18 protein-coding genes are annotated in these 21,567 nt (G+C 71.8%); 7 read left to right on the top strand and 11 right to left on the bottom strand.

Features of this window, described 5'->3' with window-relative positions; all coding sequences use genetic code 11:
• Window position 1: 1 nt before the first annotated feature.
• The 6 genes from ACFZDA_RS39135 to paaA form a co-directional block, all read right to left on the bottom strand.
• Window positions 2-1,756 carry an RICIN domain-containing protein gene (locus ACFZDA_RS39135; RefSeq protein ID WP_391090982.1) on the bottom strand — a complete coding sequence of 585 codons (1,755 nt, stop codon included), beginning with the start codon at window positions 1,754-1,756 and terminating at the stop codon, window positions 2-4.
• 199 nt (window positions 1,757-1,955) lie between these two features.
• The gene (paaE, locus tag ACFZDA_RS39130) at window positions 1,956-3,071 is read right to left on the bottom strand and encodes a 1,2-phenylacetyl-CoA epoxidase subunit PaaE (protein ID WP_391090882.1); all 1,116 of its coding nucleotides are present in this window, start codon (window positions 3,069-3,071) and stop codon (window positions 1,956-1,958) included.
• The gene (gene paaD, locus ACFZDA_RS39125; RefSeq protein ID WP_391090880.1) at window positions 3,071-3,586 is read right to left on the bottom strand and encodes a 1,2-phenylacetyl-CoA epoxidase subunit PaaD; all 516 of its coding nucleotides are present in this window, start codon (window positions 3,584-3,586) and stop codon (window positions 3,071-3,073) included. Before paaD ends, paaE begins: the two co-directional genes overlap by 1 nt.
• Window positions 3,580-4,407, bottom strand: a complete 828-nt coding sequence (paaC, locus tag ACFZDA_RS39120) for a 1,2-phenylacetyl-CoA epoxidase subunit PaaC (protein WP_391090878.1) — start codon at window positions 4,405-4,407, stop codon at window positions 3,580-3,582. Before paaC ends, paaD begins: the two co-directional genes overlap by 7 nt.
• A 9-nt stretch (window positions 4,408-4,416) precedes the next feature.
• Window positions 4,417-4,710 carry a 1,2-phenylacetyl-CoA epoxidase subunit PaaB gene (gene paaB / locus ACFZDA_RS39115; RefSeq protein WP_391090876.1) on the bottom strand — a complete coding sequence of 98 codons (294 nt, stop codon included), beginning with the start codon at window positions 4,708-4,710 and terminating at the stop codon, window positions 4,417-4,419.
• Complete coding sequence (gene paaA / locus ACFZDA_RS39110) at window positions 4,707-5,693, bottom strand: 1,2-phenylacetyl-CoA epoxidase subunit PaaA (protein WP_391090874.1); 987 nt, start codon at window positions 5,691-5,693, stop codon at window positions 4,707-4,709. Before paaA ends, paaB begins: the two co-directional genes overlap by 4 nt.
• Window positions 5,694-5,843: 150 nt before the next feature.
• Between paaA and paaI the strand changes: the two genes are divergently transcribed.
• Together paaI and paaK are read left to right on the top strand one after the other, a co-directional pair.
• A complete protein-coding gene (gene paaI, locus ACFZDA_RS39105) occupies window positions 5,844-6,302 on the top strand; it encodes a hydroxyphenylacetyl-CoA thioesterase PaaI (protein ID WP_391090872.1) in 459 nt (152 codons plus the stop codon).
• Entirely contained in the window at window positions 6,299-7,645 is a 1,347-nt protein-coding gene (paaK, locus tag ACFZDA_RS39100; protein ID WP_391090870.1) for a phenylacetate--CoA ligase PaaK, read from the top strand. The genes paaI and paaK overlap by 4 nt, the downstream gene beginning before the upstream one ends.
• A 30-nt stretch (window positions 7,646-7,675) precedes the next feature.
• Here paaK and ACFZDA_RS39095 read toward each other — a convergent pair whose 3' ends face one another.
• The 3 genes from ACFZDA_RS39095 to ACFZDA_RS39085 form a co-directional block, all read right to left on the bottom strand.
• Window positions 7,676-8,869 carry a SpoIIE family protein phosphatase gene (locus ACFZDA_RS39095; protein ID WP_391090869.1) on the bottom strand — a complete coding sequence of 398 codons (1,194 nt, stop codon included), beginning with the start codon at window positions 8,867-8,869 and terminating at the stop codon, window positions 7,676-7,678.
• 141 nt (window positions 8,870-9,010) lie between these two features.
• The gene (locus ACFZDA_RS39090; RefSeq protein WP_391090867.1) at window positions 9,011-9,769 is read right to left on the bottom strand and encodes an IclR family transcriptional regulator C-terminal domain-containing protein; all 759 of its coding nucleotides are present in this window, start codon (window positions 9,767-9,769) and stop codon (window positions 9,011-9,013) included.
• 55 nt (window positions 9,770-9,824) lie between these two features.
• Window positions 9,825-10,859, bottom strand: coding sequence for a substrate-binding domain-containing protein (locus tag ACFZDA_RS39085; RefSeq protein ID WP_391090865.1), 1,035 nt, complete (start codon window positions 10,857-10,859; stop codon window positions 9,825-9,827).
• A gap of 290 nt (window positions 10,860-11,149) precedes the next feature.
• Here ACFZDA_RS39085 and ACFZDA_RS39080 point away from each other — a divergent pair, with 290 nt between their 5' ends.
• Both ACFZDA_RS39080 and ACFZDA_RS39075 read left to right on the top strand, forming a co-directional pair.
• Window positions 11,150-14,410 (top strand): discoidin domain-containing protein, encoded by a 3,261-nt coding sequence (locus tag ACFZDA_RS39080; RefSeq protein WP_391090863.1) that lies wholly within the window; start codon window positions 11,150-11,152, stop codon window positions 14,408-14,410.
• On the top strand, window positions 14,407-15,897 hold the full coding sequence (locus ACFZDA_RS39075) for a family 43 glycosylhydrolase (protein ID WP_391090861.1): 1,491 nt from the start codon (window positions 14,407-14,409) through the stop codon (window positions 15,895-15,897). The genes ACFZDA_RS39080 and ACFZDA_RS39075 overlap by 4 nt, the downstream gene beginning before the upstream one ends.
• Here ACFZDA_RS39075 and ACFZDA_RS39070 read toward each other — a convergent pair.
• Window positions 15,815-17,071, bottom strand: coding sequence for an MFS transporter (locus ACFZDA_RS39070; protein ID WP_391090859.1), 1,257 nt, complete (start codon window positions 17,069-17,071; stop codon window positions 15,815-15,817). The genes ACFZDA_RS39075 and ACFZDA_RS39070 overlap by 83 nt on opposite strands.
• 70 nt (window positions 17,072-17,141) lie before the next feature.
• Between ACFZDA_RS39070 and ACFZDA_RS39065 the strand changes: the two genes are divergently transcribed.
• Window positions 17,142-18,104 (top strand): helix-turn-helix domain-containing protein, encoded by a 963-nt coding sequence (locus tag ACFZDA_RS39065; RefSeq protein ID WP_391090857.1) that lies wholly within the window; start codon window positions 17,142-17,144, stop codon window positions 18,102-18,104.
• 49 nt (window positions 18,105-18,153) lie between these two features.
• Here the strand turns inward: ACFZDA_RS39065 and ACFZDA_RS39060 are convergent, their stop codons facing one another.
• Entirely contained in the window at window positions 18,154-18,888 is a 735-nt protein-coding gene (locus tag ACFZDA_RS39060; protein WP_391090855.1) for a dienelactone hydrolase family protein, read from the bottom strand.
• A gap of 326 nt (window positions 18,889-19,214) precedes the next feature.
• Between ACFZDA_RS39060 and ACFZDA_RS39055 the strand changes: the two genes are divergently transcribed.
• Both ACFZDA_RS39055 and ACFZDA_RS39050 read left to right on the top strand, forming a co-directional pair.
• Complete coding sequence (locus ACFZDA_RS39055; RefSeq protein ID WP_391090853.1) at window positions 19,215-20,960, top strand: enoyl-CoA hydratase-related protein; 1,746 nt, start codon at window positions 19,215-19,217, stop codon at window positions 20,958-20,960.
• Window positions 20,957-21,520, top strand: coding sequence for a hydrogenase maturation protease (locus ACFZDA_RS39050; RefSeq protein ID WP_391090851.1), 564 nt, complete (start codon window positions 20,957-20,959; stop codon window positions 21,518-21,520). Before ACFZDA_RS39055 ends, ACFZDA_RS39050 begins: the two co-directional genes overlap by 4 nt.
• The last annotated feature ends 47 nt before the right edge of the window (window positions 21,521-21,567 follow it).

Here is a 21,567-nt window from a genome sequence, read left to right as displayed (position 1 = left end):
GTCACTCGGGCCGAGGCCCCGGCTGCCGGACCAGCCGCCATTGCTGTGAGCCGTCCGCGGCCTCGCGCTGGAGGGTGAGCGGCGCCCCCCGGCTCGCGCCGGTCAGGTACAGGTCCGGGTTCTTCACCGCCTGGAACCGGTAGGAGCCGTCGTCGGTCCTGATGACGTTCCAGCTGCCGGTGGTGTTGTCGTCGACCCATTGGCCGATGCGCTGCCCGGCGGTAGCGGTCCCGGTCCAGATCGCCGCCGCCCGGCCGCCCGACTTGTTCAGCAGGGTCGTACCGCCCTGCGGCCGGGTCACCACGTGCCAGTACTGGGTGTCCTGGTCCGCGGTCGCTCCGGCGTCCTCCAGGCGGACGTCGGGGACGTCACCGTTGCCGATGTTCGCGTCGTTGGTCTTGCCGCCGGTGCCGATGACCTGGCCGGTCTTGCGGTTGACGAGCCGGTAGTAGGCGCCGTCCGAGTGGCCGAGGTCGACCTCGGCGTGGGCGATCGCCGAGGTGTCCTGGTTGTTGAGGATCGCGATGCGGCCGGTGCCCTCGACGTACTGCAGGTTGCGGCTGTAGCCGGCCCGCGAGGTCGTCTGGTACTCCGTCCACGCGCCGTCGCTGCGTCCGCTGTCGTTGACCCAGACGTTGCCGCTGCCGGCGGCGTTGTAGACCAGCCGCCCGTCGGGGAGCCGGATGACGACCGGGCTGCCGCCGGTGGCGAGCGGACGGGAACCGGCGTCGACCGGCAGCGAGGTGACCGAGTTGCCCGCAGAGCCGCGGTAGAACTTCAACGGGTCTTCGGCGAGCACGTACCGGGTGTTGGCTCCGCCGGCCCAGTACTCGAAGGTGAGCAGCCACTTGCCGTCCGAGGTCCGCACGACGTTCGTCATGCCGGGACGGCCGCCGCCGATCTCCGTCTTGCCGCCGCCCATGTCCTGGGTGAGTCCCGCGACGTCCACGACGGGCTCGCTCCACTGCTTGCCGCGTCCGTCCCAGGTCTTGTGCACGAGGATCTGGCCGTGCGAGTCCGGGGCGGTGTCGTTCGCCGGGTCCGGTATCGGCACACCGGTGACCGGGTCAAAGCCGAGGTAGTCGTTCTCGTCGGAGTAGTAGCAGACGAGCCGGCCCTTGTAGACCATCAGGTACGGCTCCCAGAGGGGGTCCACCTGCTTGTACGTGTTGGCGTTCGCGACGTTCCTGCCGATCGCGCCCGCGCTGCCGCCCTGCCGGCCGCCCGTCGCGATGACGTTGACGACCTTCCAGGACCTGCCCTCGTCCGTGCTGGAGTACAGGGCGATCGCCAGGTCCTCGCGGTCCCCGTCGTTGGACGGCGTCCAGTCGGGATCGGCCGCCTTGTGCTCCAGGTAGTACTGATCGTCGCCCGACACGACGCTCGCGAGGAGCAGCGTGCCCTTCTTCAGCTTCCCGACCGTCTGGGGGAGCACGTAGAGGTACGGATTGGTCCAGTTGCTCGTGTACTTGGCGTACCGGGGATCCCGGGAGAGGTACGCCGGAGCCTTGACCTCCGACAGCGGCTGCCAGGAGGTCCCGTGGTCGTCGCTCTTGTAGACCGGCAGCGTCTCCCCGTCGGCGCTGCCCGTCGTCGGTACGACGGTGGCCTTCTCGAACGACGCGACCAGCCGTCCGCCCGGCAGTTGGGCCGACTTCGGGTAGACGGCGCAGTTGCCCCGGCCCTTCAGGCACGGCTCGTCCCCGAGCCGGTACATGATGCCGCCGGTCGGGTTGTAGGCCTGTGCGGTGGCCATGGGTACCGCCAGCATCGCGGTCGCCGCGATGAAGCTGCCCAGCACCTTGGCCGGTCGTCCTCCGTACATGGTCCCTCCACCGTCGGCGTCGTCGTATGACTGCGCAGTCAGAGGGGAGTCTGTGGGCGCTCTCGCGCCGCGGTCAAGACCCCGGCGCGATCCGGCGGATGAAGGTGTCGCTGGGCTGCTTGACGCCGGCTCAGGTGTCGAAGTCCACCGTCAGGGCGTCGGAGGCCGGGAACGACTGGCAGGTGAGGACGTAGCCCGCGTCGACCTCGGCCGGTTCGAGGGCGAAGTTGCGGCGCATGTCGGCCTTGCCGTCGGTGACCAGGGCGCGGCAGGTGCCGCAGACGCCGCCCTTGCAGGCGAACGGCAGGTCGGGGCGGGTCTGCTGGGCGCCTTCGAGGATGGTCCGCTCGCGGGGCAGGGCGGAGGTGGTGGAGCGGCCGTCGAGGGTGACGGTGACCTGGCTGACCGGGCCGGACGGGCCGGTCTCGGCGTGCCGGATCTCGCGTACGGGTTCGTCGTCGGCGTAGAACAGCTCCTGGTGGACGCGGTCGCCGGGGACGCCGAGGCCGGCCAAGACCTCCTGGGCGGCGCGGACCATGCCGTGCGGGCCGCACAGCCACCAGTGGTCGGCGGACTCCACGTCGACCAGCGCGTCGACGAGCGCCGCGAGCCGCTCGGCGTCGAGGCGGCCGGAGAGCACCTCCGCCTCGCGGGGCTCACGCGAGAGGACGTGGGCGAGCTGGAACCGCGCCGGGTAGAGGTCCTTCAGATCGGCCAGCTCGTCGGCGAACATCACCGTGCCCGTGCGGCGGTTGCCGTAGAGGAGGGTGACCGTCGAGCGGGAGTCGGCGGCCAGGACGGACTCGGCGATGGAGACCATGGGCGTGATGCCGGAGCCGGCCGCGATCAGGACGTGGTGGCCGGGGGCGGTGAGGTCGGGGGTGAAGGCGCCGGTGGGGGCCATCACCTCGACGCGGTCGCCGGGGCGCACCTCGTGCACCAGCCAGGAGGAAAACAGCCCGCCGGGTACGACCCGGACGCCGATGCGCGGTGCCGTGCCGGCGGGTGAGCAGATGGAGTAGGAGCGGCGCTCGTCGCGGCCGTCGATCTCGCGCCGCAGCGTGAGCGACTGACCGGGAGCGAAGGCGAACTCCTCGGCCAGCTCGGGCGGGATGTCGAAGCTGACGGCCGCCGCGTCCTCGCACAAAGGCTGCACGGCGGCGACCCGCAGGGGGTGGAAGACCGGACGGCGGCGGGCTCGCGCGCGGGCCGCCGGGGCGGGGGCCGGCTCCATCAGGTCCTCCATCAGATCTCCTTGACGTACTCGAACGGCTCGCGGCAGGCGAGGCAGCGCCACAGCGCCTTGCAGGACGTGGCGCCGAAGCGGGAGGTCTCCTCGGTGTCGGGGTGGCCGCACCGGGGGCAGGGGACCGAGCGGCGGGTCGGCGACAGCACGAGCGGCACCGGTCCGGTGACACGCGCGGGCGCGGCGCCGGGCGGGGCGATGCCGTGCTCGGCGAGCTTGCGGCGGCCTTCCGGCGTGATCCAGTCGCTGGTCCACGGCGGGTCGAGGACGGTGCGGATCTCCACGCGCGGGTAGCCGGCGTCCTGGAGCCGGGCGGCCACGCCGGCACGCATCTCCGCCATGGCCGGGCAGCCCGAGTAGGTCGGGGTCAGGCTCGCGAGGACCGTCCCGTCCGGCTCCAGGGACACCTCGCGCAGCACCCCCAGGTCGGCCAGCGTGAGCATGGGCAGTTCGGGGTCGGGCACCTGCTCGGCGATGCGCCGGGCCCGTCGCGCGTCCAGGGCCGCCGTCACCATGTCGCCTCCGGGTGGGCTCGGGCCACGCCCTGCAACTCGGCCAGCAGCGGGGCGAGATGCTCCGTGTGCTCCCCGGTGCGGCCCGAGCCGGGCAGCGGCCGGTAGACGGGCATGGGCAGCCCGGCCGCCTCGGTGACCTGGCGCAGGACCGCGACGACCTCGTCCCGTACGTCGTACGCCGTGAACAACTCGCCCAGACAGGGCGCCACCTGCTCCAGCGCCCGGCGCGTGCGGCGGCGGGACTCCTCGGTGCCGTCGCCCAGCCGCACCGCCCACTCGGCCGCGTACTGCCGGTGGTAGGCCAGTTCCTTCACACCCTTGGCGGCGATCGCCGCGAGCACCGGGTCGCGGTGGGCGGTGAGCCGCTCGAAGTGCGCGAGACGCCAGGCGGCGAACACCAGCAGCCGCACGATCGAGAACGCGAAGTCGCCGTTGGGTATTTCGGCCAGACGTACGTTGCGGAACTCGCCGGCGTCACGGAAGTAGGCGTAGGCGTCCTCGTCGCGGCCGGTCCCGTCGACCTGGCCGGCGCGGGAGTACAGCAGGCGGGCCTGGCCGAGCAGATCGAGCCCGATGTTGGCCAGCGCCACCTCCTCCTCCAGCTCCGGCGCCCGGGTGGTCCACTCGGCCAGCCGCTGGGCCGAGACCAGGGCGTCGTCGGCCAGGGCGACGCACAGAGCGGCCAGTTCCCCGGCGTCCACACCGTCGGGGACGGCCGTGTCCACGCCGTGCAGGGGGTCCTCGAAGCCGGTGCCGTAGGCCCAGCGGGTGTCGTCGTCGTGCCCCTCGGCGAGGGTCATGTAGACGTGGTCGTCGCTCATGCCCTCTCCTCAGATGTGCGGGACGTCGTCGGGGATGTCGTAGAAGGTCGGATGCCGGTAGACCTTGTCCGCGCTGGGCTCGAAGAACGGGTCCTTCTCGTCGCGGGTCGAGGCGGTGATGTGCTCGGAGCGCACGACCCAGATGCTCACGCCCTCGTTGCGCCGCGTGTACAGGTCGCGGGCGTGGGTGAGCGCCATGCGGTCGTCGGCGGCGTGCAGCGAGCCCACGTGGACGTGGTTCAGGCCGCGCTTGCCGCGCACGAACACCTCGTACAGCGGCCAGTTCTGCTTCCCGTCGGTCATGCCGCCGCTCCCTTCCGCGCGCGGGCGGCCTGTTTGGCGGCGTGGGCGGTGGCCGCCTCGCGCACCCAGGCGCCCTCCTCGTGAGCGGTGCGGCGCCGCTCCATCCGCTGGGCGTTGCACGGGCCGTCGCCCTTGATGACCCGCGTCAGCTCGTCCCAGTCGGGGGTGCCGAAGTCGTGGTGTCCGCGCTCCTCGTTCCAGCGCAGCTCCGGGTCGGGCAGTGTCACGCCGAGCTTCTCGGCCTGCGGGACGGTCATGTCGACGAACCGCTGACGCAGTTCGTCGTTGCTGTGCCGCTTGATCTTCCAGGCCATCGACTGCGCCGAGTTGGGCGAGGCCTCGTCCGGCGGGCCGAACATCATCAGCGACGGCCACCACCAGCGGTCCACCGCGTCCTGCACCATCTCCCGCTGCGCCTCGGTGCCCCGCATCATCGTCATCAGCAGCTCGTAGCCCTGGCGCTGGTGGAACGACTCCTCCTTGCAGATCCGCACCATCGCCCGCGCGTACGGCCCGTACGACGACCGGCACAGCGGCACCTGGTTGCAGATCGCCGCCCCGTCCACGAACCAGCCGATCACCCCCACGTCCGCGAAGGACAGCGTGGGGTAGTTGAAGATCGACGAGTACTTCTGGCGGCCCTCGATCAGCCGCTCGGTCAGGTCCGCACGGTCGGCTCCCAGCGTCTCCGCCGCCGCGTACAGATACAGTCCGTGCCCGGCCTCGTCCTGCACCTTCGCGAACAGGATGGCCTTGCGGCGCAGTGACGGCGCGCGTGTGATCCACTCGCCTTCCGGCTGCATGCCGATGATCTCCGAGTGGGCGTGCTGCGCGATCTGCCGCACCAGCGTCTTGCGGTAGCCCTCCGGCATCCAGTCACGCGGCTCGATCCGCTGGTCCCGCGCGATCGTCGCGTCGAAGTGCTCCTGGAGCACCGGCTCGGCGCCGCCCGCCCCCGGGGGGCTGGAGTGTGTCGTGTCCATCCGTCCCACTTCCCAACCGACCATTCGTTCGGTCCATCATAGAACGAGCCCGCACGCCTTGGTAAGACCCCGCCGGCTCTTGACAAGGTCCGAGGCGGCTGGATTACTGGGCAACGCCGAAGCTAACCGAATGGTCGGTCGGGCCGCAGGATGCGATCGGACTCGAGGGTGGTGCGAGAAGTGACCCATGCCGCTGGCGTGACGCCGGCCGCGGAGGCGATGTTCGCCGCGGACCAGGCCTCCCGCGGCCTGGGCGTCGAGCTGCTGGAGCACGGTGAGGGGACCGCTGCCCTCCGGATGACCGTGACCCCGGCGATGGTGAACGGCCACGGCATCGCCCACGGCGGCTACGTCTTCCTGCTCGCCGACACCGCCTTCGCCTGTGCCTGCAACAGCCATGGCCCGGCGACCGTCGCGGCCGGGGCCGACATCACCTTCGTGGCGCCGGCGTACGCGGGCGATGTCCTCGTGGCGCGCGCCGAGGAACGCACCCGGTACGGCCGCAGCGGCCTCTACGACGTGACCGTGCTGCGGGGTGACGAGGTGATCGCGGAGTTCCGGGGCCGCAGCCGCAGTATCCGGAGCACGACGTCGAAGGAATCGGGATGACCAGTGAGACGACGACCCCGGCGGCCGGGCAGCGGCGGGGCGAGCCCCTCCCCCACGACCTGCTGGACGACGCCGAGCGCCTGACGCGCGAGGAGCTGCGCGAGCTCCAGCTCGACCGGCTGCGCCGGAGCCTGCGCCACGCCTACGACCACGTGGAGACGTACCGCAGGAAGTTCGACGAGGCCGGAGTCGGACCCGACGACTGCCGGACCCTGGCGGACCTGTCCCGCTTCCCCTTCACGACCAAGGCGGATCTGCGCGACACCTACCCGTTCGGCATGTTCGCCGTCCCCATGGAGCAGGTGCGCCGCGTCCACGCCTCCAGCGGCACCACCGGCCGCCCCACAGTCGTCGGCTACACGGAGAACGACCTGTCGATGTGGGCGGACCTGGTCGCCCGCTCGATCCGCGCCGCCGGCGGGCGCCCCGGGCACAAGGTGCACATCTCCTACGGCTACGGACTGTTCACCGGGGGCCTCGGCGCGCACTACGGGGCCGAGCGGGCCGGGTGCACCGTCATCCCCGCCTCCGGAGGCATGACCGCACGCCAGGTGCAGATCATCCAGGACTTCCGGCCCGAGATCATCATGGTCACCCCCTCCTACATGCTCACGCTCCTCGACGAGTTCGAGCGTCAGGGCATCGACCCCCGCTCCACCTCGCTGAAGGCCGGGATCTTCGGTGCCGAGCCGTGGACGGAGGAGATGCGCCGCGAGATCGAGGAGCGCCTGGACCTCCACGCCGTCGACATATACGGCCTGTCCGAGGTCATCGGCCCGGGGGTCGCCCAGGAGTGCGTGGAGACCAAGGACGGCCTGCACGTGTGGGAGGACCACTTCTACCCCGAGGTCGTCGACCCCCTCACGGGCGAGGTGCTGCCCGACGGCGAGGAGGGCGAACTGGTCTTCACGTCCCTGACCAAGGAGGCCCTGCCGGTCGTCCGCTACCGCACCCGCGACCTGACCCGGCTGCTGCCCGGCACGGCCCGGCCCGCCTTCCGCCGCATCGAGAAGATCACCGGCCGCTGCGACGACATGATCATCCTGCGCGGGGTGAACGTCTTCCCCAGTCAGATCGAGGAGATCGTGCTGCGCACGCCCGGCGTCGCCCCGCACTTCCAGATCGAGCTGTCCCGGCGCGGCCGGATGGACCACATGACCGTGCGCGTCGAAACCCGCCCGGGCACGCCCGCCGGCCTGCGGGACGCCGCCGCCCGCGCGATCGCGAAGGACGTCAAGGACCGAGTCGGCGTCTCCGCCGACGTGGCGGTCGTCGAACCGGAGACCCTGGAGCGCTCCCTCGGCAAACTCCGCCGGGTCAAGGACCTGCGGGGCAAGCCGTAACCCTGCGAGGGGGGAGCCACAGCCCTGCCCTCACAGGCGGCACCGCGCCTCGGGAGCGGGCTCCTTCTCGGGCGTGCCCGCTTCGGACGCGGCCGGTTTGCGGATCAGGAGCAGGGCCGCGTCGTCGTGCAGCCGGCCGCCCACATGGGCCAGCAGCTCGTCGTGGAGCGCGCCGAGGGTGCGGGCCGGCTCGTGGGACACGTGCCGCTGAAGTCCTTCGGCGAGCTGATAGAAGGCCCGCCCCTGGTCCCGGGCCTCGGTGACGCCGTCGGTGTAGAGGAGCAGCTGGTCACCGTCGGCGAAGGGGAGCTCATGGAGGCCGGGCCCGTGACCGGCGAGGGCGCGCAGTCCGAGGGGCGGAGACGGATGAGCGGGCTCCACCGGCGTGACGCTTTTGCAGGAGCGCACCAGCAGTGGCGGCGCATGCCCGCAGTTCACCACCTCCAGGTGCCCGTCCCGCGGATATCCGGCGACCACGGCGGTGACGAAGTCGTCGTGACCGAGGTTGCGCGCCAGACTCCGCTCGATCCGGTCGACCACGGCGAGGAGGTCGGGCTCGTCGTGGGCGGCCTCGCGGAAGACACCGAGCACCAGCGCGGCGGTCCCCACGGCGGGCAGCCCCTTGCCGCGCACATCGCCGACGATCAGCCGTACCCCGTGCGGGGTGGGTATCAGGGCGTAGAGATCCCCGCCGATCCGGGCCTCGGCCGCCGCGGCGCTGTAGCGGACGGCCGCCTGGAACGGCCCGACGGTCGACGGCACGGGCTTGAGCAGCGCGTGCTGGGCGGTCTCCGCGACCGAGCGGACGGCCGCGAGCACCCGCTCCCGGCGCACCCGCAGCACGCCGGCCAGGCCGCTGGCCAGGGTGACGGCCGTCAGGGCCGACAGCACGGCGGCCAGCTCCCGGCCCGGTATACCGTCCCGGATGCCGAGCGCCACCCCGGACGCGAAGGCGAGCAGGCCGATCCAGAGGACTCCGCGCGGGCCGTTGGTCGTGGCGGCGAGGGCAGGGCCGGCCGCGAGCAGGGGCAGCCAGATCATCCCGGCACAGCCGACGAGGTCGACGAGCACGATGACGGTGACGAGCAGGACCGGCAGGACGGGCGTACCGGCGGCCAGCTGTGCGACGACACGTCTGCGCGCCGAGCCCCCGGCACCGGCCACTCGGTTGCTGACCGGCCGTACGGCCCAGTGGTCGTCACCAAGGTCGCGGGTGTGACTCATGTCGGTATCCGTGGTCCTCACCTGTGAGCGGCGCCCCCTGGAGGAGGCCTACGAGGCCGAGCAGGCCTGGGGAAGCGCCGCTGAAATGTCCGTTTCATTCAGAAAACGGGGTGAGCCGGGGCACCGGCAAGGAGCGGATTTTCAGATAGTGAGCGAGAGGCTCCGCGTCACGCGGCTCGCGGTCGGAAGCAGCCGCTCGCTGATCTCCGGCAGCCGGGAGAGCCGGTGCGCCGGCAGGGAGACGCCGAGCGAGCCGAGGGTGTCCCCGCTGTAGACCGGGACGGCGACGCAGACCGTGCCGAGGGCGTACTCCTCCAGGTCCGTGACGGCCGGGGCCAGGGGCGAGGTCTCCAGCCGCCGGAGCAGTTCCGGCGGGCTGGTGATCGTCCGCGGGGTGAGGTCGGCGAGGTGGTGGCGGGAGAGGTAGTCCTTGCGGGCCTCCTCGTCCAGTTCCCTGAGCACGGACTTGCCGAGGGCGGTGGCGTGTCCCGCGTCCTCGAAGCCCACCCAGAGATCGACGCGGGGCGCCCCGGGGCCGTCGACGATCTCGGTGACCCGGATCTCGCCGTCCTCGTAGAAGGTGAGGTAGGCGGGGGTCGCGAGCTCGTCCCGCAGCGCGGCGAGCGTGGGCCGGACGCGGCTGAGCAGTGTCTGCGCACGGCCCGTGGTCCGGAGGTTTTGCACCTTGTCGCCGAGGACGAACCCGCCGTCGTCCAGCTTCCGCACGTAGCCGTCGTGCACCAGCGTCCGCAGCAGGTGATAGGCGGTGGCCAGAGGCAGCCCGGTCTCACGCGCCAGTTGCTTGGCCGGCGCGCCGTTCTGGTGCGCGCTCACCGCCTCCAGCAGCCGCATGGCCCGCTGGACGGAGCTGATGAGCGTAGGGCCGTCTTGCGCACCCATGGGACCAGGGTACGGCGGGTGCCGGGCACGGACGAGCCCCCTGCCGCCCCTTCGGCTACCGGGACGGCGGAGGTGCGGTCGAGGCCCGGACCACGAGTTCGACCGGGGGGTCGTTCGCCGGTGCCGGCTGCGCGCCGGGCGTCTCGATGGCCCGCACCAGGAGCCGGAGCCCCTCACGCGCCACGGCGTCGAACGGCTGGCGCACCGTGGTCAGCGGCGGGGTCACGTACGCGGCGACCGGGATGTCGTCGAAGCCGACCACGCTGACGTCGTCCGGCACGCGCCGCCCGGCCTCCGTCAGGGCGCGGATCACGCCGATGGCCATGTCGTCGTTGGCGGCGAACACGGCGGTGACGTCGCCGTCGGCGGCGAGCGCGCGGCCCGCCTCGTGGCCCGACGCGGCCGACCAGTCGCCGACGAGCACGGCCGGACGCTCTGCGCCCCGCGCGGCGAGGGCGCTGCGCCAGCCCTCCAGGCGGTCCCGGGCGGCGAACCACCGTTCGGGTCCCGCGACGTGGTGGACCGTCCTGTGGCCGAGGTCCAGCAGGTGTTCGGTGGCCGTGCGCGCGAGGAGCTCGGCGCCGACGCCCGTGGCGACGGTCCGGGTGCCGCCGAACGCGGCCGGCGCTCCGAGGACGAGGACCGGCACGTCGACACTCAGGGAGACCGCTCCCTCGTCGATGGGCTCGGAGACGACGATGCCGTCCACGCCCTGCTCCAGCAGCGACTCCACGGCGCCGACGACACCTCCGGGGTCGCCCTCCAGGGTGTTGACCACCCGGAGCGCGTATCCCGCGTCGCGCGCCGCCCGCTCGACGCCGATCAGGAGCGACGCGGGCCCGTAGAGGGCGGTCCCGAGCGCGACCACGCCGATCGAGCGGGTCCGCCCGGAGGCCAGCGCCCGGGCCGCGCTGTTCAGCCGGTAGCCGAGCTCCCCGGCCGCCTCCAGCACCCGCCGGCGCACCTCGTCGGAGACGTACCGCTCCCCGTTGAGGACCCTCGACACCGTCTTCTGCGAGACGCCGGCCAGGCGGGCCACGTCCACGCTGCGCGGCGCGGGGCCGCCGGCCCGTCCTTCCCCTCGCGTCATGCTTCTCTCCCTGGGTCCTGATGTCCTGCCGGACTGCGCAGTCATACGTACGCAGTGAAACGCGCCGCGTCAAGGAAAACGGGCCGTGCAAGCGGAGCAAGGCCGGCCTGAAAGGTTTTCCGAAGGTTTTCGTGCCGCTTCGCACCCATCCCTTCCGGAGGCAGCTCATCGCCGGATCGGGCAACTCAGGCCGCTCTCAACGCTATTGACACTTCATCAGCCCGCTCCTACGTTGCGAAAACCTTTTAGGTCGTTTCCGTGCTCGTCCCGGTCCGGACAGGGAGCATCCGATGAGAAGACCGCTGGTACTGCTGGCCGCGCTCGTGCTCGGTGTCTGTTGCCTCGTCCCGGCCGGTCCGGCCGCGGCGGCGCAGACCATCGGGTTCCCCACGTTCAGCGGCCCCTCGATCCCCGCCCCGCCCGTCGCCCACACGCCGGGCGACATGATGCGGGCGATCTACGACGCGGAGAGTTCGGGGACCGACTTCTGGATGGACCGCCTGCTGGCCCGCTCGGGCAACGACCCGGCCGGCCCCTGGCTGATGAGCAGGGGACGCGCCCTCTTCATGAAGGAGCACGACCCCGCCCGGTTCGGCTTCGGCGGCAAGGTCGCCTACTGGGAGAGCATCACAGGCGACAGCGCCTACACCGTCGCGGTGTCCCCGGGCACCTTCACCGAACAGGTCGCGCAGCGCCGGCAGACGCCGAGCCACTGGAAGAGCGTGCACACCAGCGGCTCGGTCACGGTCGACCAGACGAAGTTCATCACGGAGAACAACGTGGCCGTGACCAACCTGTCGATCAGGAACAACGGCTCCGCCTCCACCACGCTCCGGTTACGGGCGACCTCGCCCTACGCCACCACGGGCAGCGGCAGTGAGCTGACCGGGCAGGTGAACGCCTACAACAACCTCACGACCATCCGCCCGCGGCTCACCGGTGACGGGTTCACGGCCTCCGGCGGCGGCCTGGACCGGTCGGTGACGGTCGCGGCCGGGGCCACCGTCACCGCCAAGGTGGTCATGGGCTTCGTCACCGACGAGATCCCCGAGTCCCGCTCGGAGTACCAGGCCTACGCGGGCTATTCGGCCGCCGCCGCGTTCGCGACCCACGTCAGGGCCTACAACCGGTGGTGGGCGCAGAACGTGCCCTACATCGATGTGCCCGAGCCCGCGATCAAGAAGAACATCTACTACCGCTGGTGGCTGATGCGCTTCAACCACCTCGACGCCGACATCCCGGGGCAGACCTTCCAGTTCCCGACCTCCACCGAAGGCGTCCTCGGCTACAACAACGCCATCGCGCTCACCCAGCCGATGCACATCGACGACCTGAAGTACCTGCGCGACCCGTCCTACGCCTACGGCGACTGGCTCAGTGTCGGCCAGACCTCCAAGGGCGGCCGGTTCCTGGACAACCCGGGCGACCCGGAGAACTGGTCCAACAGCTACACCCAGTACATCGCCGAGGCGGCCTGGAAGAGCTACCAGATCCACGGGGGCCAGCCGGCGATCGCCGCGAACCTCGCCCGGTACGCCGAGGGCGACGTCAAGGGCCAGCTCGCCCACTACGACCACGACGGCAACAAGCTCATCGAGTACGACTGGGGCGCCCTGACGGGCAACGACGCCGACGCGGTCTCCTTCCACTGGAAGCCCGGGAACATGGACCGCGCCGAGTCCGCCTACCAGTACAGCGGGGCGCTGGCCGCCGCGCAGGCGTACGAGGCGACCGGCAACACGGCCAAGGCGAGCGAGATGCGCACCCTGGCCGGCCAGATCAAGGACGCCATCGTCAATGTGCTGTGGAACCCCAGCCGGCAGCTGTTCGAGCACCGGCTGAAGTCGACGAACGAGTGGGTGCCCTGGAAGGAGATCAACAACTACTACCCGTTCTCGGTCGGAGCCGTCCCCGACACCGCGACCTACAAGCAGGCCCTGCGGCTCTTCGACGACCCGGCCCAGTACCCGGTCTTCCCCTTCTACACGGCCAACCAGGCCGACAAGAAGGCGGCGGCCGACGCCGGGAACCCGGGCTCCAACAACTTCTCCACCATCAACTCCACCGTCCAGTTCCGGCTCTACTCCTCGGTGCTGCGCGACTACCCCAACTCCTGGATGAACGCCACCGACTACAAGAAGCTCCTCTACTGGAACACCTGGGCGCAGTACGTCGGCGGCAACACCCAGTGGCCGGACGCGAACGAGTTCTGGTCCGACTGGAACGGCAGCTCGATCACCTACCGCTCCTGGATCCACCACAACATCCTGGGCAGCGGCAACTGGACCGTGATCGAGGACGTGGCGGGACTGCGGCCACGCAACGACGCGAAGGTCGAGCTCTCCCCCATCGACATCGGCTGGTCCCACTTCACCGTCAACAACCTCCGCTACCGGGGCGCCGACCTGTCCATCGTCTGGGACGACCCGGCCGACGGCGTGACGCGCTATCCCGGCATCCCGGAGGGCTACTCGATCTACGTCAACGGCGACCGGGTCGCCACCGTCAGCTCCCTGGTGCCCTTCACCTGGGACCCGGCCACCGGCGAGGTCACCACCGGCGGCACGGTCACCCACCACACGGCCGTCCCCGGGCTGAAGGCGCCCACGCAGGTCGTGCAGGACAGCCCCCGGATGGTCGACATGCTCGCAAAGGCCGGTGTCGACCTGACCGCCGACCTGGCGAACCTCGCCTCCGGGGCGACCGCGTCCGCCTCCCACACCGGACCGGGCAGCACGGTCTCCGGCGCCGTCGACGGCTATCCCGTCAACGAGCCGTTCTGGGGCGCGGGCGGCTCCACGAGCAGCCAGGACTGGTACGAACTGAACTTCGGCACTGCCCGGACGCTGAACGAGATACGCCTGTACTTCAAGGACAGCCGCCCGGCGAGCACGACCTACCGGGCTCCGTCCGCGTACACGGTCCAGTACCACAACGGCAGTTCCTGGGTGAACGTGCCCGAGCAGACGAAGAGTCCGGACGTGCCCAGGGCCAACTACAACCTGGTGCGGTTCCCGGCGATCAGCGCCCAGCGCGTCCGGGTCCTGTTCACCCACGTCTCCGGGGCGAAGACGGGCCTGACCGAGATCAAGGTCCACCACCGGGGCGGCACCCGGCCGTCCGCCAACCTGGCACCGTCGGCGACGGCGTCCGCCTCCTACACCTCCCCCTGGGAGAGCGTCACCGCCGTCAACGACGGGGTCGACCCGCCCGCGTCCGACGACACCGTGAACCCGCGCTGGGGCACCTGGCCGCAGAGCGGGCAGCAGTGGGCGGAGCTGAGCTGGCCGTCGGCGAAGACGCTGAACAAGGCCGAGGTGTACTTCTTCGACGACGACCAGGGCATCGACCTGCCCGCCTCGTGGCAGCTCCAGTACTGGAACGGCAGCGCCTACGTCGACGTGCCCGGGGCGAGCGGCTACCCGGTCGCCAAGAACCGGTACAACACCGTCACGTTCACCGCGACGGACACCACGCGCCTGCGCATGCAGCTCACCAGCAACGGCTCCCACTCCGTCGGCCTCCTCGAAGCAAAGGTGTACGGCCCGTGACCCGTTCCCGATACCTGTCCGCGCTCCTCGCCTCACTCACCCTGGCCATCGCCTTCCTGGCCGCGCCGCCGCCCGCTGCCGCCGCCGTCGCGTTCACCTCGACGGGGGTGAACCAGAACGGCGGCAACTGCCTCGACCTGCCCGGCGGTTCGACGGCCGACGGGACGCAGCTGCGTGCCTTCGCGTGCGACTCCGGTGCGAACCAGAGCCTCGGCTTCGGCCCCGTCCCGGGGACGAGCGACACGTACACGATCACGACCCGGTCCGGTCGATGCGTCGACGTCCACGGCGCCTCCACGGCGGACAACGCGACGATCATCCAGTGGCCCTGCCACGGCGGCACCAACCAGCGGTGGCGGCTCGTGCCGGCCGGCGGCGGGGACAAAACCTTCAACCTGGTCTCCGCGCACTCGGGCAAGTGCGTCACGCCCAGCGGAGGTTCGCCCGCGTCGGGCACCGGCCTGGTGCAACTGCCGTGCTCCACGGCGAACGGCAGGGTGTGGCGGCTGCCCGGCTTCACCGGCGGCGGCACGAACCCGAACACCTTCACCAACCCGATCGCCCAGCGCGGCCCCGACCCCTGGATGACCTACCACGACGGCTACTACTACCTCGCCACCACGACCTGGAACTCGACCGTCACCATGCGCAAGTCCCGCACCCTCGCGGGGCTGGCCACGGCCACCGAGCAGGTGGTCTTCCGCCTGACCCGGCCCAATGGGGCGGGCACGATGTGGGCGCCCGAGTTCCATCTGCTGGACGGTCCGAACGGCAAGCGGTGGTACTTCTACTACACCGCCGGGCGCGAGCCGTTCGACCTGGGCACGCAGCGGATCCACGTCCTGGAGAGCGCCGGCCTGGACCCGATGGGGCCGTACACCTTCAAGGCCGACCTGCTCGACCCCGCCCAGGACGACACCTGGGAGCTGGACCCCGGCATCCTCCAGCTGAACGGCAGGCTCTACCTGCTCGGCACGTTCTACAACGGCTCGCAGCCGATGTTCATCCGGCCGCTGTCGAACCCGTGGACCGCGAGCGGCACCCGCCGGATCCTGTCCACCCCCACCTACAGCTGGGAGACGGTCGGCGGCGCGGTCAACGAGGGCGCCGAGGTGCTCCAGCGCAACGGGAAGACGTTCATCGTCTACTCCGCCAGCCACTGCTCCACGCCCGACTACAAGCTGGGCATGCTCACGTACAACGGCGGCGACCCGCTCAGCTCCTCCTCCTGGAGCAAGTCGCCGAACCCGGTCTTCCAGCGGTCCGATGCCAACGGTGTGTACGGCCCCGGCCACAACGGCTTCTTCAAGTCGCCCGACGGCACGGAGGACTGGATGGTGTACCACGCGAACCGTTCGGCGAGCGGTGGCTGCGACATGAACCGCTCGACCAGGGCACAGAAGTTCACCTGGAACGCCGACGGAACGCCGAACTTCGGCACGCCGGTCGGCCTGGGTGTCCCGCTGACGGCGCCATCGGGCGAGTAGCCCGGGCGCTCGGGGACCGCCGCTCGTCCGCGCCGCGGCTCGGAGCACACAACAAGGCAAGGGCCGCGACGCCCGCCGTGAGGAGGAACGCGGCCCGCAGGCCATGGAGTTCGGCGTACCCCCCCAGCAGCGCGGGCCCCGCGATCGTGCCCACCGCCAGGAAGGAGACGGTGACGCTGAAGCCGGCGGAGGGCCGCTCGGGAAAGACGCGGTAGCTCCACACCGCGAGCGCCCCGGATCCAGCCATGAAGCACGGGCCGTAGAGCAGGGCGGAGAGGGCGACGGCGGGGAGCGAGCCGGGGGCGAGGCCGAGCAGGGCGACCGCGACGGCGATGCCGGAGAAGAGGCCGGCGTGGACGCGGCGCAGCCCGTAGCGCGCGACGCAGTGGCCGGTCAGCGCGCCCGCCGTGCCCGCCGCGCCCATCAGGGACCAGAAGAGGGGCGCGGTCGCGGAACCGGTGCCGGCGGCGTCGGTGATCGCTTCCACGGCGAAGGACCAGTAGACGGCGCCGACGAGGCCGTAGACGACGGCGCTGAGCAGGAGCGGCAGTGCGCCGCGGCGGTACGCCGGCCGGCCGCTGCTCTGTTTCGGCCGGCCAGGAGCCCCGGGCAGCACACGGGCGTTGTACGCGGTCGATGCCAGCGCCGCCAGTGCGAAGGCCAGCCAGGGGTATCGCCATCCCCCGCCCCGGGCGAGCAGCGCCAGCGGGCCCGCGACCACGACGGCGAAGGCGGTGCCGCTGGCGATGGTGCCCAAGACCTGCTCGCGCCGCCCGGCCGGCACCATCCGGTCGACCGCGTCGGAGTAGGGGGCCCAGGCCCAGCCTGAGCTCGTACCGGCGAGAGTCAGCCCGGTGATGAGCAGACCCGGCCCCTGAGCGAGCGCCACAAGTCCCATCCCTACGGCGGCACAGAGTCCGCCGACGAGGACGAGCGGGCGCGGCCCGAAGCGCGCGATGAGGGCACCGACCATCAGCAGCGCGGCCAGATAGCCGACGTAGGTGGCGCTGCCGAGCAGCCCGACGAGCGAGACGGAGAGCCCGAACTCCTCGCGCAGCTCGGGGAGGAAGAGCCCGTATCCGTACCGCGCGAAACCGAAGGTCACGCCGATCGCCGAGATCCCGGCGAGGGCCAGCCTGTGAGCGGGCGCGGTCAGTGGTGAGTTCGATGCCATGCACCCACCCTCCGACCGGCGTCTCCGCCACACCATTGGCGAAAACGTCAGCTTGCCTTAGATTTACGCCATGGTACTTCGTGTGGTGGTGACCCTGCTGGAGGAGACCTCGCTGTTCGAACTCGCCGTGCCGTGCGCGGTGTTCGCGGGCGAGGGGTACGAGCTGACGCTGTGCGCCACCGCCCCGGGAGGCGCCCAGCGCGCCCCCGGCGGTCTGCGCCTGGAGGCCGAGCACGGCCTCGAGTCGCTGCGCGAGGCGGATCTGATCGTGGTCCCGGCCTGCATGATGGAGGGCTACGAACCGCCGGCCGCCCTGCTCGACGCGCTGCGCGAGGCGCATGCCCGCGGGACGCGGATCGCCTCCCTGTGTTCGGGGGCGTTCGTGCTGGCCGCGGCCGGGCTGCTGGACGGGCGACCGGCGGCGACCCACTGGATGTACGCGGAGGAACTGCGCCGCCGTCATCCGTACGTACGCGTCGACGACCGCTCCCTGTACGTCGACGACGGCTCGATCCTCACGAGTGCGGGCACGGCCGCGGCCATCGATCTGTGTCTGCACATCGTGCGCGGCGACTACGGCACGGCAGCGGCGGCCGAGGTCGGCCGCCGGATGGTCGTGGCCCCGCACCGGGAGGGCGACCAGACCCAGTACGCACTGCCGCCGGCCCCTGTCCCCCCGCAGGCGGAGGGCCTCGGGCCGGTGCTGGACTGGGCGCTGACCCGGCTCCACCGGCCGCTGACGATCGCCGAGCTGGCGTCGCGGGCGGGGATGAGCACCCGGACGTTCGGCCGCCGCTTCGCCGCGGAGGTGGGCATCACCCCGCTCAAGTGGCTCAACCAGCAGCGGCTGGCGCGGGCCCGGGAGTTGCTGGAGACGACGGATCTGGGAGTGGACACGGTGGCGGAGCGGAGCGGGCTGGGCAGCGCGGACAGCTTGCGCCAGCACTTTCACCGGGCGCTGGCCACGACTCCGGCGGCGTACCGGCGCACCTTCCGGGCCGCCGGCACCCCTGAACGGCTGTCCGGCAGCTGATCACGGGGGGAGTCCGGCCACCGGGACGCGGTGGTCCCCGAGCCGGAGCTCAACTGCCTGGCAGGGCGCGGTCGAGGAGGGGGAGCAGGCGGTCCCAGTGACGCTGCAGTCCGGCGGGGTCGAAGGCGTCGGTGTCGGACATGGTGAAGCCGTGGACGGTGCCGGGGTAGATCTCGGAGGTGTGGCGGACACCGGCGGCGTCCAGGGCCCGGTCGAGCTCGCCGAGGGCCTCGGGCGTGAGGTCGCTCGCGGCGTGGCCGAAGTGGACCTGGGCGGTGATCCCGGCGAGGGCGCCGGGCCCGTCCGCGCCCACGGGGGCATGGAATGCGGCGAGGGCGGCCACCTGGCCGGGGTGGGCCGCGGCGGTGCGCGTCGCGAGGAGACCACCTATGCAGTAACCGGTCACCGCGACCGGTCCGGCGGCGACCTCCGGCCGGGCGGTGAGGAACCTGAGGTAGGCGTCGGCGTCGCTCAGAGCACGTTCGGCGGTGTGCGCCTCGATCAAGGGCATCACCTGGGCCATGAGCGCGGGCCGCGCCTCTTCCCCGATGTGCTCGGGCAGGCCGGTCACCGGTGCCGGGCCGTGCCGGTAGAAGAGGTTGGGGACCAGCACGTAGTACCCGTGTCCGGCCAGGTCGCGGGCCATCTCCCGCAGCACGGGCCGGATGCCGAAGCCGTCCGCGTACATCAGCACCCCCGGGTGCCGCTCGCCGTCGTCGGGGAAGGCGGCGAAGGCGTCGGCCTGGCCGTCCGTGGTGGGAATCCGCAGCGCCGTGATGGGCATGTTCTGTTCTCCTGTCGTGGTTGATGTGCCGAGCCTGTGATCAACACGACGGAGGCGGAGCCCGCGCGGCGGCGCGGGACTCTCGATCAGAACCCGGGCCCGCACCGGCCCGTACGGCGCTCAGGAGAGCACCGGGTCACCGATCAGTGTGTGGCGCGAAGCCGTCCCGGTATACATGGCCGCAGCCTAGCCCACCGGAGAAGAGCCTGGCCGGACGTCGAGAACGGACAGCGGGCGATCCGGATGGAGCAAGAGGCCCGCGAAGACAGGCGAAACGCCGCCGTGGTCCTTCGCGGGCCTGCCCGGACCGGCGACCATGCGATGTCATGGACATCTTGCTCGTCGCCAGCGCGTTCAACAGCCTGTCCCAGCGTGTGTACGCGGAACTGTCGGACCACGGGCACCGCGTGGACGTCGTCCTCGCCTCGCACGGGCCCGACGCGGTCCGGGCCGCCGTCCGCGAGGTGCGCCCGGAACTGATCGTCGCCCCGATGCTCAAGTCCGCCCTGCCGGAGGACGTGTGGCAGGAGCACACCTGTCTGATCGTGCACCCGGGGCCGCCCGGCGACCGTGGCCCGTCGTCGCTGGACTGGGCGCTCGCCGAGGAGGCGCCCGAGTGGGGGGTGACGGTGCTCCAGGCCGAGGCGGCCATGGACGCGGGAGACATCTGGGCGGACGGGGCCTTCGAAGTGCCGCCGGCCGGCAAGAGCGACGTGTACCGCAACGAGTTGTCCGACGCCGCCGTGGCCGCCGTACTGCTGGCCGTGCGGCGGTACGCCGACGGATCGTTCAAGCCGCGGCCGCAGAGCGACCCCGGGATCCGTGTGGTGTGGCGGGACTTCTTCCGCCAGGAGCAGCGGCGGATCGACTGGGAGAACGACAGCACGGACACCGTGGTGCGCAAGCTCCGCGGGGCCGACTCGCAGCCGGGCGTCCTGGACGAACTCTGCGGCCGGGAGGTGTTCCTGCACGGCGGGCATCTGGAGGACCGGCTGCGCGGCCGGCCGGGCGAACTGCTCGCGACCCGGTCCGGCGCCCTGTGCCGGGCCACCCGGGACGGCGCGGTGTGGATCCCGGAACTGCGCCCCCGCAAGAGCTCCGGCGACCCCGCCCCCTTCCGCCGCCCGGCGGCCTCGGTCCTCGCCTCCTTCCCGGCGCCGCCCGGCAGCGGCCCGGGCATGCCGGGTTCGAACGACCGCCCGTACTGGCTGCCGGAGATCGCCGCCCCGCTCGAACTGCCGCCGAAGCGCACCACCTGGTCCGACATCCGCTACCGGCAGCGGGACGGCATCGGCTTTCTGTCCTTCTCGTTCCCGGGCGGGGCGATGAGCACCACGCACTGCCGCAGGCTGCTCGCCGCCTACCGGTACGCACTCACCCGCTCCACCTCGGTCCTGGTGCTCGGCGGCGCCCGCGACTTCTTCTCCAACGGCATCCATCTGAACGTCATCGAGGCGTCGAGCGACCCGGCGGGCGAGTCCTGGTCCAACCTCATCGCCATGAACGACGTGGTCGAGGCCGTGCTGCGCACCACCGACCGGCTGGTGGTGGCGGCGCTCGGCGGCAACGCGGCGGCCGGCGGCGTCATGCTGGCCCTGGCCGCCGACGAGGTCTGGTGCCGCACGGGCAGCGTCCTCAACCCGCACTACCGGAACATGGGCCTGTACGGATCGGAGTACTGGACGTACTCGCTGCCGCGGCGCGTGGGAGCCGAGACGGCCGAGCGGCTGACGAGCGAGGCGGTGCCGGTGAGCGCCGCGACGGCCGAGCGGTTCGGGCTGGTGGACCGTCTGGTGCCGGTTCCTCCCCGGGAGTTCGCCGCGGAGGTCGAGCGCCTGGCCGCCGAGGTGGCCGCCGACCCGGATCTCGCACGCCGGATCACCGCCAAGGCCACCTCACGGCACGCGGACGAGCTCCAGCGCCCCCTCGCCGAATACCGGCGCAGCGAACTCGCCCGCATGCGCGCCGTCTTCTTCGATCCCGAGGCCCCGTACCACGAGCTGCGGTCCGCCTTCGTCCGCAAGAACCCGACCGGCTCCGCCCGGCCGCTGGCCCCCGCGGGCGCGGAATGAGGACGCGGCTGCTCGTGGCGGGCGTCGGCAACATCTTCCTCGCGGACGACGCCTTCGGCCCCGAGGTGATCCGCGCCCTGGGCCGCCGTCCGCTGCCGCCCGAGGTGCGGGTCCGGGACTTCGGCATCCGCGGCATGGACCTCGCCTACGCGCTGCTCGACGGCTACGACACGGCCGTCCTGGTCGACGCCGCCGTACGGGGGCACGAGCCGGGCACCCTGTCGCTGATCGAGCCGGACCTGCCCGGCCGCGCCACGGCCGGTGCCCCGCCCGAGGCGCACGGCATGGACCCGGCGAAGGTCCTCGCCCTGGCCGCCCACCTGGGTGACGAGCCGCTCCCGCGCGTCCTCGTCCTGGCCTGCGAGCCGGAACTGCGGGCACCCGCCGACGAGGACATCGCCCCGGGGATCAGCGCGACGGTACGCGAAGCGGTCGGGCGGGCCGTCGCGGCCCTGCACGCCATGGTCCCGGTGCTGCTGGCCGACCCGGCGGCCACGCCCCCGTTGAGCCGCCCGGACGAATCCCCCGCCCTGTCCCCGCAGGGCTGCCGGGCACCGTGAGCGACGGCCCCGAGGATCGGTGGCGGACCGATTTCCCCACCGACCGC

The organism is Streptomyces sp. NPDC007991, from assembly GCF_042958445.1.
In the GTDB taxonomy this organism is placed as follows: Bacteria; Actinomycetota; Actinomycetes; order Streptomycetales; family Streptomycetaceae; genus Streptomyces.
The sequence above is the reverse complement of the archived record's forward strand: the minus strand, read 5'-3'. Positions and strand labels throughout refer to the sequence as shown.